Annotated in this window: 14 protein-coding genes; 5 read left to right on the forward strand and 9 right to left on the reverse strand. The window is 61.3% G+C overall.

What is annotated here, in order from left to right:
* Nucleotides 1–15 precede the first annotated feature (15 nt).
* The 4 genes from RHSP_RS09970 to RHSP_RS09985 are packed head-to-tail and all read right to left on the reverse strand — an operon-like array spanning nt 16 to nt 2,297.
* Nucleotides 16–387 carry a nitrile hydratase accessory protein gene (locus RHSP_RS09970; protein WP_037151009.1) on the reverse strand — a complete coding sequence of 124 codons (372 nt, stop codon included), beginning with the start codon at nt 385–387 and terminating at the stop codon, nt 16–18.
* Nucleotides 374–1,033, reverse strand: coding sequence for a nitrile hydratase subunit beta (gene nthB / locus RHSP_RS09975; RefSeq protein ID WP_004115873.1), 660 nt, complete (start codon nt 1,031–1,033; stop codon nt 374–376). Before nthB ends, RHSP_RS09970 begins: the two co-directional genes overlap by 14 nt.
* Nucleotides 1,030–1,680 (reverse strand): nitrile hydratase subunit alpha, encoded by a 651-nt coding sequence (nthA, locus tag RHSP_RS09980; protein WP_004115875.1) that lies wholly within the window; start codon nt 1,678–1,680, stop codon nt 1,030–1,032. The genes nthB and nthA overlap by 4 nt, the downstream gene beginning before the upstream one ends.
* Nucleotides 1,681–1,703: 23 nt before the next feature.
* Nucleotides 1,704–2,297: a LysE family translocator gene (locus RHSP_RS09985; protein WP_004115878.1), complete on the reverse strand. Its 594-nt coding sequence runs from the start codon at nt 2,295–2,297 to the stop codon at nt 1,704–1,706.
* Nucleotides 2,298–2,504: 207 nt separating this feature from the next.
* Here RHSP_RS09985 and RHSP_RS09990 point away from each other — a divergent pair, with 207 nt between their 5' ends.
* Nucleotides 2,505–3,350, forward strand: coding sequence for an aldo/keto reductase (locus tag RHSP_RS09990; RefSeq protein ID WP_037151361.1), 846 nt, complete (start codon nt 2,505–2,507; stop codon nt 3,348–3,350).
* A gap of 2 nt (nt 3,351–3,352) precedes the next feature.
* Here the strand turns inward: RHSP_RS09990 and RHSP_RS09995 are convergent, their stop codons facing one another.
* The 3 genes from RHSP_RS09995 to RHSP_RS10005 form a co-directional block, all read right to left on the reverse strand.
* Nucleotides 3,353–4,384: a capsular polysaccharide export protein, LipB/KpsS family gene (locus RHSP_RS09995; RefSeq protein ID WP_004115884.1), complete on the reverse strand. Its 1,032-nt coding sequence runs from the start codon at nt 4,382–4,384 to the stop codon at nt 3,353–3,355.
* 90 nt (nt 4,385–4,474) lie between these two features.
* Nucleotides 4,475–5,047: an acetolactate synthase small subunit gene (gene ilvN / locus RHSP_RS10000; RefSeq protein ID WP_004115886.1), complete on the reverse strand. Its 573-nt coding sequence runs from the start codon at nt 5,045–5,047 to the stop codon at nt 4,475–4,477.
* An 85-nt stretch (nt 5,048–5,132) separates the two neighbouring features.
* Complete coding sequence (locus tag RHSP_RS10005) at nt 5,133–6,926, reverse strand: acetolactate synthase 3 large subunit (protein WP_037151011.1); 1,794 nt, start codon at nt 6,924–6,926, stop codon at nt 5,133–5,135.
* Between the two features lie 328 nt (nt 6,927–7,254).
* On the opposite strand from RHSP_RS10005, the gene RHSP_RS10010 reads away from it, so the two are divergent.
* Nucleotides 7,255–9,288, forward strand: a complete 2,034-nt coding sequence (locus tag RHSP_RS10010; protein WP_037151013.1) for an ATP-binding protein — start codon at nt 7,255–7,257, stop codon at nt 9,286–9,288.
* Nucleotides 9,289–9,297: 9 nt separating this feature from the next.
* On the opposite strand, the gene miaA is transcribed toward RHSP_RS10010, so the two are convergent.
* Nucleotides 9,298–10,194 carry a tRNA (adenosine(37)-N6)-dimethylallyltransferase MiaA gene (gene miaA, locus RHSP_RS10015; RefSeq protein WP_037151015.1) on the reverse strand — a complete coding sequence of 299 codons (897 nt, stop codon included), beginning with the start codon at nt 10,192–10,194 and terminating at the stop codon, nt 9,298–9,300.
* On the opposite strand from miaA, the gene serB reads away from it, so the two are divergent.
* From serB to RHSP_RS10030, 3 genes are read left to right on the forward strand one after another with little or no spacing between them, the layout of a single operon-like run.
* Complete coding sequence (gene serB / locus RHSP_RS10020) at nt 10,193–11,083, forward strand: phosphoserine phosphatase SerB (protein WP_004115896.1); 891 nt, start codon at nt 10,193–10,195, stop codon at nt 11,081–11,083. The genes miaA and serB overlap by 2 nt on opposite strands.
* Before the next feature lie 32 nt (nt 11,084–11,115).
* Nucleotides 11,116–11,679 (forward strand): GNAT family N-acetyltransferase, encoded by a 564-nt coding sequence (locus tag RHSP_RS10025; RefSeq protein WP_004115897.1) that lies wholly within the window; start codon nt 11,116–11,118, stop codon nt 11,677–11,679.
* On the forward strand, nt 11,676–12,254 hold the full coding sequence (locus RHSP_RS10030; RefSeq protein WP_004115898.1) for a GNAT family N-acetyltransferase: 579 nt from the start codon (nt 11,676–11,678) through the stop codon (nt 12,252–12,254). Before RHSP_RS10025 ends, RHSP_RS10030 begins: the two co-directional genes overlap by 4 nt.
* A gap of 4 nt (nt 12,255–12,258) precedes the next feature.
* Here RHSP_RS10030 and RHSP_RS10035 read toward each other — a convergent pair whose 3' ends face one another.
* On the reverse strand, nt 12,259–13,968 hold the full coding sequence (locus RHSP_RS10035) for a Do family serine endopeptidase (protein ID WP_037151016.1): 1,710 nt from the start codon (nt 13,966–13,968) through the stop codon (nt 12,259–12,261).
* Between the last annotated feature and the right edge of the window lie 52 nt (nt 13,969–14,020).

Genomic DNA, 14,020 nt, shown 5'->3' on the forward strand with positions numbered 1-14,020 from the left:
GCCCCTCGGATTGCTTTAGCGCTGCGGATCGTTTTCCAGCGTGATCGGTTTGCCATGCGGCGTCGCCTCCGCCGCGCGCTGCCAGCTTTGCTGCAAAGCCAGGACCGCATCCGCATCGGCGACGCCCTTCGACACCAGCAGGCCTGACAGCGCCGCCACCCAGCGATCGAAATAATCGCTGCCATCAGCCGCGCAGCCCGGCTTGTGCAGTTCCGCCGACAGCTGTTCGGCCCATTCGCTCCAGGCAAACAGGCCCTTCTCATGCAGATGCACGGTCATTGCAAAGGCATCCGCCGCCCAGGGCTCGGGAAAGACCGGCTCGCCATCGGTTGATTTCGGCAAGCCCGGCGATTGCGCCAGAGGCGATGCGGTCTCACACACGCTCAAGATAGCTCTCCCAAGCATCGATCGAGACGGTCAGCGAGGGATCGCCGCCCTCGCCCCAGATCTCGGCACCATCGAAAACGACCGTGTAGACCCATTGCGGATTTTCGCCGCGGCCGTGGGCGTTATCGTCCGGGAAGACGAACGAGCCCTGTACGGCTTCGACGACGCCCGTCTTGGCGCGGGCGTAGCGCGGCAATCTTGTATGGCCTGTCGGATTGAAGTTTTTCGTCCTCACATGATCGCCGGTGGCGAAAAGCGGTACGGTATCGACCGGCCGGTCGCAAGGCCCGCCCTTGGCCAATACGCCATCGACCATATCCGCCTTCAGAACCCGCTTCGGCACCCTACCCTGCTCAAGCGAGTGACCGGTGTACAGCTCCTCGGCGGTGGCGAAACCGTGCCGCTCAAGCAGCATGTCTATGCCCCGAGTCCAGACCTCGTAATAGCTGGCGGCAAGATAATCGGCCGGCGGAATGTTTTCGCGCGCATGCCGGCTCTCGTCTATCGTCCAGGCGCCGAAAGCGCCGCAGGAGAGCGTGATGCCAAGCGCACGTTTTTCCCATTCGGCATGGAAATAGGGTTCGTTCTGTTCCGGCGCGACCGGGCCGAAGCCCATCTGGCCGCCGAGATCGTGCGGGCCGTTCATAGCGCAGCCCCTGGCGTTTTGGCGACTGCCGTCCCGATCATGGCGTCGCGGCTGACGAGATCCGCGAGCGCCGCCTCATCCATGCCTTCGGAACCGGCCGGCCGTTCCGGGATCACCAGATAGCGAAGTTCCGCCGTCGAATCCCAGACGCGGATCTTCGTCTCCTGCGGCAACGACAGGCCGAACTCCGCAAGCACGCCGCGCGGGTCGATGACAGCACGCGAGCGATAGGCGGGCGCCTTATACCAGACGGGCGGCAGCCCGAGCACCGCCCAGGGATAGCAAGAGCAAAGCGTGCAGACGATCAGATTATGCGTCTCCGGAGTATTGAACACCGCACGCATGTGCTCGCCTTGACGGCCGGTAAAACCGAGGCTTGCAATCGCCGCTGTCGCATCGCGCCGCAGCCAGTCGGCAAAATCGGGATCGCTCCAGGCCTTCGCCACCACCCGCGCGCCGTTGCGCGGCCCGACCTTCGTCTCATAGGTCTCGACGATACGGTCGATCGCCGCCGGGTCGATCAAACCCTTTTCCGTCAGCAGCGTTTCGAGCGCCTTCACACGCGCCTGCATGTCGGAATAGTGATTGTCGTGGTGATGGTGGTGATCGTGATGATCGTCGTCATCATGCGAGTGTCCGTGGGACATGGCTGCCTCCTGTCTCTTGCCCGTTACTTTAGCATCGGCCAGAGACTGAGCACCAGCAGGACGGCCATGGTTATGTTGAACCATTTGAGCCGGACGGGATCGGACAGCCACTCACGCAGCGCAGAACCGAAGCCGGCCCAGGTCGAAACGCTCGGAAGGTTGACTGCGGCAAACGCCAGCCCGACGAGAAGGACGGTGACGAGGTAGAGCTGTTCGTTGGTGTAGGTCGCCATGGCGGTGACTGCCATCACCCAGGCCTTCGGATTGACCCATTGGAACGCGGCGGCACTCATGAAGCTCATCGGCTGTGCGGAGCCTTCGCTCTCAGTCAGGCTGCGCGACGTGCCGATCTTCCAGGCGATCCAGACAAGATAGGCGCCGCCCGCGAATTTCAGCAGGGTGTAGAGTATCGGCACGGTATGCAGCACAGCGCCGAGGCCGAGGCCGACGCCAAGCAGCAGCGACAGGAAACCAACGCCGATGCCGAGCATATGCGGGATGGTGCGCCGGAAACCGAAGTTCACGCCGGAAGCAAACAACATCATGTTGTTTGGCCCTGGGGTGATAGAGGTTGTGAATGCAAAAAGTAAAAGAGCCAGAAATGTATCCAGCGCCATAAGGCCTCCCGGGACACCGTATGTGACAAAGGGCGGCATCCAAAATTCTTGTTCATACGCGCAGAATATGAGTGTCGCGCGTCTGTGCGACATTAGTTCGCCAGCCATACGAAAGCCATAGGCTGATTGTCACCGTGACATGACGGATGTCGATTGAAATCCGTGGGGATGGACCTATCCTTCGGCTTTCTGCAGCGAGGACAGACCATGCGCGACCCCATCCCCTCAGTCACCCTTCCCTCCGGCATCATGGTTCCGGCGCTCGGCCAGGGGACATGGAATATGGGGGAGAATACCGCGACCGCCAGAGACGAGATCACCAGTCTCAAAACCGGACTCGATCTCGGCATGACGCTGATCGACACGGCGGAAATGTATGCCGACGGCGGCTCCGAGGAGATCGTCGGCAAGGCGATCGAAGGCCGGCGCGACGAGGTTTTCCTGGTCAGCAAGGTCTATCCCGCCAATGCCAGCCGCAAGGGCGCGGTCGAAGCCTGCGAACGCAGCCTGAAGCGCCTGAACACCGACCGCCTAGACCTCTATCTGCTGCATTGGCGCGGAAACTACCCGCTCGAAGAGACCGTGGAGGCTTTCGAAGGACTGAAAGCGGCGGGCAAAATCAAGGCCTGGGGCGTCTCGAATTTCGACGTTGACGATATGGACGAGCTGCTTTCCGTGCCGAACGGCGGCAATGTCGCGGCCAATCAGGTGCTCTACAATCTCGGCCGGCGCGGCATCGAATACGACCTTCTGCCGTGGTGCCAGGAGCGCAGCATTCCGATCATGGCCTATTCGCCGATCGAACAGGGCCGCCTGCTTCACCATCCAGAACTTATCCGCATCGCCAAGACCTATCAGGCCACGCCGGCCCAGATCGCCCTCGCCTTCCTTTTGGAGCGCGATGGCGTGATATCGATCCCGAAATCGTCGAACCCGCAGCGCGTCGAGGAAAACCGTGGCTCCATAGATGTCGACATGACTGACGAGGATTGGGCCATCCTCGACGCCGCCTTCCCGCCGCCATCGCGAAAGAAATCATTGGAAATGCTGTAGGTTCAGGCGGTGGCTTTCTGTTGCGCGACAATCAGTTCGATTGCCCGGAAGACGTCGATCTCCCGCCAGTCTTTGGGATCCCGATACGTCGGATAGAGCGAAAAGGCGGCGGCGGCGATCTGGTCGACAGTCCTTCGCTTCGTCCGGCGCCCGGCAAGCGTAGCCTTGGTGTAGACGCCGAAATGATCCTCGGTCACCCCCCAGCCTGCGTAGAAGGGCGCGGCATAGCAGCGAACCGGAATGCCGCGCAGCAGCGCATCGAAACCGAACTGACTCGAGACGGTCCAGACCTCGTCGACGACGTCGAGAATAGATGCCACCGATACGGCGTCATCAAGCAGCACCGCATCGCCCTTGGCAACACCATCTGTAAGATAACCCTTACGAAGTCCGGCCATAACGTCCGGATGTGTGCGAATGATACATTGAGCGCCGCTCGCCAGCCCATCGGCAAGCATCTTCTCAAAGGAAGCCTTGGAGCCTAGCGCCCTGCCAACGGAGACGTCACCAACGACCTGATCGACCATCAGGATACGACGCTTGCCGGTCCGCTCGATGCCGGGCGACCGATGAGGAAGATGATTGTATTTGGACAGCTTGTTGAGAACAATCTGATCGCGGATGGTGCGACCAAACTCTCCCGCCTCTCCGGCACCTTCAATAAGGCGCTCAAGACGCGACGGCCGGCCGGCATCGACTGGCAAGCCGAGATCGTCGATGACAATGGAGAGAGGAACGGCACCGGATTTGCCAAGCCCCATCGACCGCAGGAAACCGTCTTCCAAATGCCAATGGCGCAATCGGCGAAACCGCGCAATCCGCGCCGCGATTTTAGCCGGCGCGCGGCCGCCCCAGGAAACGATGCCGCCTATACCAGGCGACAGCGCCGAGGCAAGTCTACGCGAACCGAAATAATGTCCGAGCCAGGGAAAGTCGCCGCGGACGAAAAACGCGGCGCCGAGAGGCATATCCGCCGGTGGATGCCACGGCTTTTCGCCGATATCAGGCAAAGTCTCGCCGGCAACGACTGCCACCTTCTACCCCCGCTGCAAATAGAGCCGACAATCTGGACCGGGCATCGCAGAAATTAAGCGACGCCCGCAAACCGGTCAACGATACGGCTCTTACATCCCCTGCGAGCCGCGATTCATCGCGGCGATGCCGGTGCGGCAGACTTCGATGAGGCCGAGCGGCTTGATAATGGCGATGAACTGATCGATCTTCGAGGACTTGCCGGTGATCTCGAGAATGAAATGCTCGACGGTCGCATCCACCACCTTGGCGTGGAAGGCATCGGCCAGCCGCAACGTTTCGGCGCGGGTCTCACCGCTTCCGGTCACCTTCAGCAGCGCCACTTCGCGCTCGATCGGCCGTTCCTGGCCGAGTTCGCGGGCGCGCACGGTCAGATCGACGACGCGGTGAACGGGAACAATGCGTTCGAGCTGCGCCTTGATCTGTTCCAGCACCTGCGGCGTGCCGCGCGTAACGATGGTGATGCGCGACAGATGGGCCTGATGCTCCGTCTCCGAGACGGTAAGGCTTTCGATGTTGTAGCCGCGACCGGAGAAGAGGCCGATGACGCGAGCGAGAACGCCAGGCTCGTTGTCGACGAGTACCGAAAGCGTATGGCTCTCGGCCGCCGCGGTTTCCGGCGAAATAAAATAGGCGGAGCCCGTGGGTTGAAGGTGTGCGTTCATTATTCCTGTTCCGTTTCCTCGGTTTTGTTCGATATGCCAGAGAGATCTGCCGGGGCGCGGCTCCCGCCGCGCCCCGGGCTATCGATCAAACCAGCTGGCGGCCCTTGGCGTCGATGGCGTTGGCAACGGCCTCGTCGGTCGCTTCGTCCGGCAACAGCATCTCGTTATGCGCCTTGCCCGAGGGGATCATCGGGAAGCAGTTGGCGAGATTGGCGACGCGGCAATCAAAAATGACCGGCTTCTTGACGTCGATCATTTCCTGGATGGCGGCATCGAGCTCACCCGGCTTTTCGCAGCGCAGGCCGACGGCACCGTAGGCCTCGGCCAGCTTGACGAAATCAGGCATCGCTTCCGTATAGGAATTGGACAAGCGGTTGCCGTGCAGCAGTTGCTGCCACTGACGAACCATGCCCATGTACTGGTTGTTCAGGATGAAGATCTTGATCGGCGCGTTGTGCTGGATAGCCGCCGACATTTCCTGAATGCACATCTGGATCGAGGCATCGCCGGCAATGTCGATGACCAGGCTTTCCGGATGGGCGATTTGCACGCCAAGTGCTGCCGGCAGGCCATAGCCCATGGTCCCGAGGCCGCCCGAGGTCATCCAGCGGTTCGGCTGTTCGAAACCGAAGAACTGTGCCGCCCACATCTGGTGCTGGCCGACTTCCGTCGTGATGTAGGTGTCGCGATGCTTCGTCAGCTCGTAGAGCCGCTGGATAGCATATTGCGGCATGATGACATCGTCGCTCGGCTTGTAGGCGAAGGAATTGCGCGCACGCCAGCGGGCGATATTCCCCCACCAGTCGCCAAGCCGATCCGCCGCCGGCTTCTGCGGCAGCGCCCGCCACAGGCGAACCATGTCTTCCAGAACATTGCCGACATCGCCGAGGATGCCGATATCGACGTGAACGTTCTTGTTGATGGACGATGGGTCGATATCGATGTGGATTTTCTTCGAATTCGGCGAGAAGGCATTGAGGCGGCCGGTGATGCGGTCGTCAAAGCGCGCGCCGATACAGACCATGACGTCGCAATCATGCATCGCCATGTTGGCTTCGTAGGAACCATGCATGCCCAGCATGCCGAGCCAGTTCTTGCCCGATGCCGGATAAGCGCCGAGACCCATCAGCGTCGAGGTGATCGGGAAGCCTGTCAGCTCGACGAGTTCGCGCAGCAGCTTGGAAGCTTCCGGACCGGAGTTGACGACACCGCCGCCGGAATAGATGACCGGCTGGCGTGCATTCTTCATCAATTCGATCGCCTGGGTGATCTTGTTGAGATCACCCTGAACCTTTGGCTGATAGCTCTTCTGGGCGTCATGCGCTTCCGGCGGCGTATAGGTGCCGGTGGCAAACTGAACGTCCTTCGGAATGTCGACCACAACAGGACCAGGGCGGCCGGTCTGCGCGATGCGGAAGGCTTCATGAATAACGGCGGCCAGCTGGTTGACGTCCTTGACCAGCCAGTTGTGCTTGGTGCAAGGCCGCGTGATGCCGACCGTATCGCATTCCTGGAAAGCGTCCGAGCCGATCAGCGACGTCGGAACCTGGCCCGTCAGGCAGACGAGCGGGATCGAGTCCATCAAGGCATCCTGCAGCGGCGTGACGGCATTGGTCGCGCCCGGACCGGAGGTGACCAGCATGACGCCGACCTTGCCGGTGGAGCGGGCATAGCCTTCGGCCGCATGGCCGGCGCCCTGCTCGTGGCGGACGAGAATGTGCTGGATGTCGTCCTGCTGGAAGATCTCGTCATAGATCGGAAGCACCGCGCCGCCCGGATAACCGAAAATGTGTTCGACGCCGTTGTCCTTGAGCGCCTGCAACACGATCTCCGCGCCTGTCATTCGATTGCCGCTCGCCTGATTATCTGTGCCGGTCATACGTTTGTTCCGCTGTCTGCTGGAGGTTTGGAAAGATGAAATCTCGATTTCGGGCATAAAAAAAGGCCCCTTGGGGAGCCTGTCATCTAGCGCATGGGTGGCTGTCGCCGGATGGTTACACCATCCTGCCCATGCGCCTTCCCACCACGATAAGAACCATCGAGTTTTTCATGGGCCGAAGTGATAGACAGAAAATTTCGAAGCGTCAACGCGTGAAGCAATAAAAAATCGCGCTCGCCCCTATGCCAGATAAAAAGCACGGCTTGCCGACAGGGTTTTGTTAAGCCGCACTCCCTATGCTTTACCGTCTAACGCTTGGGGTAGCCGTTTGCTCAATAACGATCCGCAGACATCAGGCAAAGCGGAAGATGTTGATCGCCGCGATAAACTGAAGCCGGGAAATCGTTTCCTCGGTCGCGTCGTCGCGTGCAATGGCTCCAGAGCAACGATTGCAGCCGTGGCCGAAGCAGGCGGCACCGACCTGACCGAACTCTGGTCCGTGGGGAAGCTGATCTCCATCAGCGTCGGCAAGAACCGTGTTGCCGCCCTCGTTTACTCGATGAACACCCAGGGCGTCGGATGGGGCGAAGGACAGGACAATCTCTTCCGCATCGAAGTGGAATTGCTGGGCGAAGTCCGTGTAGAGCCGGATGGCCGCGAAGAATTTTCCAGCGGCATCTCCGCCTATCCCTATCTCGGCGCCATCGCGCATCGCATCCGCGCCAGCGACCTCATGCGCATCTTCGATGCCGGCAAGGACAGCAGCTGCGTCATCGGCAAGCTGACGCAGGACGAAAGCATCGACGCTTCCATCCATATTCCCTCGATGCTGTCGAAGCATTTCGCAGTCGTCGGTTCGACCGGCGTCGGCAAGTCCACGGCGGTCTCGCTGCTGCTGCACAAGGCGATCAGTGCCAATCCGAAGCTGCGCGTGCTGATCCTCGATCCGCACAATGAATTCGCCGCCGCCTTTCCCCGGCACGCCGTCGTCATCGATACCGACACGCTCGACCTGCCTTTCTGGCTGATGCGGCTGGAGGAGTTCAGCGAGGTCGTCTTCCGCGGCCGCCCGGGCGCACCCGAAGAAATCGATGCCCTGCGCGATCTCATTCCGGAGGCCAAGCGCGCCTTCCGCGGCAGCGATTCCGCCTTGATGCGCCGTCAGGCGGAAAAGGCGTCCGTAACGGCCGACACGCCGATTCCCTACCGCATGGCCGACCTGCTGGCGTTGATCGACGAGCGCATCGGCCGGCTCGAAGGCCGTCAGGAAAAGCCGCATCTGCGCTCGCTGAAGATGCGCATCATCTCGGCGATCAACGATCCGCGCTATCACTTCATGTTCTCCAACAATACGATCACCGATACGATCATGGAGACCATAGCCAAGATCTTCCGCATTCCAGGCGACGGCAAGCCGATCTGCACCTTCCAGCTCGCCGGGATACCCTCAGAAGTCATCAATTCCGTTGCCTCGGTTCTCTGCCGTATGGCGTTCGAACTGGCGCTCTGGAGCGATGGTGCAATCCACATGCTGGTCGTCTGCGAGGAAGCGCACCGCTATATCCCCGCAGATCAGAGCCTCGGCTTCTTCCCGACACGGCAGGCGATCGCCCGCATCGCCAAGGAAGGCCGCAAATACGGCGTGTCGCTCGGCATCATCACCCAGCGTCCCGGCGAACTCGACCAGACGATCCTGTCGCAGTGCTCGACACTCTTCGCCATGCGCCTGGCAAACGACCACGACCAGGAAATCATTCGTTCGGCCATACCGAACTCCTCGATCTCGACGACCAGCTTCCTGTCGTCGATCGGCAATGGCGAAGCCATCGCCTTCGGCGCCGCCATTGCCGTGCCGATGCGCATGCGCTTCGCTCGCGTCGATGAACGTTTGCTGCCGAAAGCCACCGGCAGCGTGGCAAAGGTCAGCGACGATTCGCCGGATACCGTCGACTTACGCACGATCGTCAACCGCATGCGCGCGATTTCCGGCCCCGATATCGGCTCGTTGCAGCAAGGCTACGGCGCGGCTGGCGAGACACCCGCCAATATCATTGACGATCGTGACGATATGCCGGTCGAGCAGCTTACATGGCGCCCGACGGAAGCACAGGCACCGCCAAACGAGCGTTATCGTCCGGACATGCTCCCCCGGGGCGCCGCTGCGCAGACGGCCGCACCGGTACAGACGTCGATCGACAGCAGACTTGCCGAACTGCACCGCGAATTCCGCAGCAGCGACCCGGCAACCGCACGCACCATCCCCACAAGGGAGGCACCTGCACCGCCACGGCGGGAATCCGGCCTCTCCCTGCGGGAGAGCCTTTTGAAGAAGCCGCTGAGCAGCCTTTACGACAAGGACTGACGCGGCAAATCAGGGGCTGAGCCGTTCCCAGCTCTCGTCCATCTGATTGCGAAACCAGGTCATCTGCCGCTTGGCATATTGTCGGGTCGCAGCCGCTCCGGCTTCGAGAACTTCGTCGCGCGTCATCTCGCCTTTCAGCATGGCGGCAATCTGCGACACGCCGATCGCCTTCATAACCGGCATATCGGGTGATAATTCCAGCGCCAGCAAGGATCGAACCTCGTCTTCCGCGCCCATCGCCAGCATTTTTTCAAAGCGGCCGTTGATGCGCCGATGCAGCACCTCACGATCGGGCAGCACGACGATCTTCCGCGCGCAGTCAAGATCGATCACGACAGGGCCTCGGTTGCCCTGATAGGCCGCGATGGACTGGCCGGTCGCTTCGATCACCTCCAGCGCACGAACGATGCGCTGGCCATCCTGGGGATTGAGGCTTTCCGCGACAGGAGCATCGCGGCCGGCGAGCTCGCGATGCAGGACTTCTGCGCCTTCCGCCGGAAGCCGCGCACGCAGTCGGTCGCGAATCTCCGCGGGAATAGCGGGCATGTCGGAAAGGCCACCCGTCAGCGCCTTGAAATAAAGCCCTGTTCCGCCAACGAAAACGGGCAGTCGCCCATCCCTGCGCAAGCCCTCGACAAGGTCCGTGGCCTCGCGCAGCCAAACGCCCGTCGAGTAGGCCTGCCCGGCCGGGACATGGCCGTAAAGATGATGCGGAATGCCTTCCATGTCCTCTTCGGAAGGCCGGGCGGTCAGCACGCGCAAAGTGTCATAGACCTGCATGCTGTCGGCATTGATGACCACGCCATCGTGCGAACGCGCCAATTCGACCGCGAGTGCGGACTTGCCGCTCGCGGTCGGCCCGGTTATCAGGATCGCGTCGATATTGCTCATAAGGTTTCTGCTCATGACCTTCGTTGCCACGCTTATTGCCAATCCGTCAAATCCCGTTCTTGTTCCGGCGATCGCCGAACAGGCAGCGGAAGCCGTCAAAGCCTCCGGGCTTTACTGGCTGGCCGACGGCATTGCCTGCGATATCGCGCTGCGCGACGATACCGATATCCAGGCCGCGGAAGCCAGTATCCTGGCTGTGATCGGTAATCAGCCGATCGATCTCGTCATCCAGCAAGCGGAAACCCGCCGCAAGAAGCTGCTGATTGCCGACATGGACTCGACCATGATCGGCCAGGAATGTATTGACGAACTTGCCGCCGAAGTCGGCCTCAAGGAAAAGGTGGCCGACATCACGGCCCGCGCCATGAACGGCGAGATCGCCTTCGAGCCCGCCCTGCGCGAACGCGTGGCCCTTCTGAAAGGATTGCCGATTTCCGTCGTCGACGACGTCATCGCCAAACGCATCACCCTCACTCCTGGCGGCCCCGAGCTCGTCGCTACCATGAAGGCGAAAGGCTACTACTCCGCACTCGTCTCCGGCGGCTTCACGGTCTTCACCAGCCGCGTCGCAGCAACGCTGGGCTTCGATGAGAACCGCGCCAATATCCTGCTCGACGAAAATGGCGCGCTGACCGGGCAGGTCGCGGAACCGATCCTCGGCAAGCAGGCCAAAGTGGATGCGCTGAACGAAATTGCCGAAGAACTCGGCATTTCCGCCGATGACGCTCTGGCCGTCGGCGACGGCGCCAATGATCTCGGCATGCTGCAGCTCGCCGGCTCCGGCGTCGCGCTCCACGCCAAGCCGACCGTCTCCGCACAGGCCAGGATGCGGATCGACCATGGCGATCTCACCGCTCTGCTCTACATCCAGGGTTACCGCAAGACGGATTTCATCAAACCGTAGAACGGCGCAAACCGCCGGATCGGGGGCCACCGATGATCATCGCCGAAACCGAACGCCTCGTCATCCGCAACTGGCGCGAGACGGACCGCGACCTAGCCTACGAGATCAATTCCGACGAGACCGTCATGGAATTCTTCCCCTTCCGCCGCAATCGTGCGGAAGCGGACGCCTTCTTCGACCGCGTTCACTCGATGATCGCGGAAACCGGGCTTGGGCTCTGCGCGCTGGAGCTGAAGGAAAGCGGCGAGGCAATCGGCTATTGCGGGCTGATGCGAACCGATCATCTCGAACCGTTCATTCCGGCGGGAACGGTCGAAATCGGCTGGCGGCTGGCGACCCGGCAATGGGGCAAGGGACTGGTCAGCGAGGCGGCGCACGCCCTGCTGGCTCTTGGTTTCGAAACGCTCGGCCTGAACGAGATCGTTTCCTTTGCCGTGCATAATAATGTCAGATCGACCGCGGTCATGGAGCGGATCGGCATGCATCGCGTCGAGGGCGGCGATTTCGATCACCCCGGTGTGTCGGAAACCCATTCCCATCTCAAACGCCACGTCCTCTATCGGCTGGCCGCTGCCGAGTGGCGCTCGAGACAATGACTCTTATCGAAACATCGCGACTGATCCTGCGGCCATGCTTGGCCGAGGATCGCGAGCTGTTTTTTGAACTCGGTGCCGATCCGGCCGTGCTTGAATTCTTCCCCTTCCGCCGAAGCCGCGAGGATGCCGACGCCATCTTCGCCATGATCCAAGATATCACGCCCGAGCCTGGCTTCGATCTTCTCGTCATGGTCTTGAAGCACAGCGGAGAGGCAATCGGGTTCTGCGGACTATCGAAATTGCAGCTCGAGCCTCTTTTGCCGCAGGATGCCGTGGAAATCGGCTGGCGGATATCAGCACGCCATTGGGGCAATGGCTATGCGACCGAATCCGGCAGGGCTCTTCTGCGCCATGCCTTCACCGTGCTGGAGATCGAAGAAATCCTGTCGATTGCCGTGCATGACAACAGCCGTGCGCTCGCAGCGATGGCCAAGATCGGCATGCCGCCCGATCCAAGCTGCGATTTCGACCATCCCGACATTCCGGACACGCATCCGCATCTGAAGCGCCATGTCGTCTATCGCCTGAGTGCCGCCGAGTGGCGTGCACAGCAGGCGGGACCGGCGGCACGCTGAATTCCTATTCCAGCGGAACGGCGATAAAGCGCAAGTCACCGTTTGGAGATGCGATCATCATCTGCGCATTGCGGCGACCTTCGCGCTTCAGCGAAGACACCTTGTCCGATGCAGCACCCGGCGTCTGAACGAATTCCTGCGCGACCTCGACGACGACATCGCCCGGTTTCAGACCCTTTTCGGCCGCAGCCGAACCCGGCGCGACTTCCGTAATGACCACGCCATCGACGCTGTCGGCAATGCCGAAGCTCTTGCGGTTTTCGGCGGTCAGCTTTGCAAGCTTCATCCCGAGCAGGGCCGAGCTTGCCTGGGTTTGCGGCTGAGCCTGTGGCGACTGCTGCGGGTCGCCGCCCCGGTCCTGTCCGTCCATGCCGTCATTGTCATCATCACCCTCGTCGGGATTGATGACGCCGTCATGCTTGCCGTTGCCATCCGGTGCGAGCTGCGGCTGCTTTCCCTTGTCGCTGCTTGCCGCCGCGGCCTGGTTGCTGTCCTCCAGCCGGCCAAGCGTCACCTTGACGGTCTGCTCCTTGCCGTCGCGGTAGATGACAACGTCCACTTCCTTGCCGACCGAGCTTTCGGCGACGATGCGCAACAGGTCGCGCGTCTCGTCCACCTCTTTGCCGTCGAACTTCAGGATGACGTCACCCGCCTTGATGGTGCCGTTGTCGACGGGGCCGCCCTTGATGACGCCAGCGACAAGAGCGCCCTTGGCGCTGCCGAGACCGAGGCTGTTGGCAACATCATCCGTGACCGGCTGGATGCGCACGCCGAGCCAGCCGCGGCGGGTCTCACCGAAATCCTTCAGCTGATTGACGACGCCTTCCGCCAGTTCCGACGGAACGGCAAAGCCGATGCCGATCGAGCCACCGCTCGGAGAGATGATGGCGGTGTTGATGCCGATCACCTCACCCTTCATGTTGAAGAGCGGGCCGCCAGAGTTGCCCTTGTTGATCGCCGCATCCGTCTGGATGAAATTGTCGTAGGGGCCAGCATTGATGTTGCGCCCGCGGGCCGAGACGATGCCGATGGTCACGGAACCGCCAAGGCCGAAAGGATTGCCGATCGCCATCACCCAATCGCCGATCCGCATCTTGGAGGAATCGCCGAACTTGACCGCCGTCAGCGGATGCTTCGGCTCGACCTTGAGAACCGAGAGATCGGTCTTCGTATCCGTTCCGATCAGCTTGGCTTTCAGCTTGGTGCCATTCGGAAAGATCGCCTCGATGTCGTCGGCGCCTTCGATGACGTGGTTGTTGGTGACGATATAGCCGGAGGGATCGATGACAAAGCCGGAGCCGAGCGAGCTCACCTTGCGGTTGCTGTTGTCGTCATCCCTATTGTTGAAGAAGTCCTTGAAGTAATCCCGATAGGGCGAATTATCCGGCAGCTTCGGCGTCGACGGCCCGTTTCCCTCATCCTTCACCTTTTGCGAGGTGGAAATATTGACGACGGCATCAAGCAGGCCGGAAGCCAGATCGGCAACCGAGGCAGGCCCCGCGTTCAGCGTCGGGTTCATCGGCACCGTCGGCGAGATCGCTGGCGGCGTCTGGTCGTTCGTGGTCGCCGGAGCCTGAGCGCCTGCGGCCGCGCCGCTATTCTGCACCTGAGCGAAAGCCTGCCCCGCGCGTCCTGCAACCGGGCCGGCAATCAACGCGATGCTGGCCAGCAAAGCGAACGAACGACTGAAAGGCAGGCGATTGATCGGGGCCATCAGGCATCCTCATCGAAAAAGGGAAATCTTGTATAAGCATCAACATAAGGCG

Source organism: Rhizobium freirei PRF 81, from assembly GCF_000359745.1.
In the GTDB taxonomy this organism is placed as follows: Bacteria; Pseudomonadota; Alphaproteobacteria; order Rhizobiales; family Rhizobiaceae; genus Rhizobium; species Rhizobium freirei.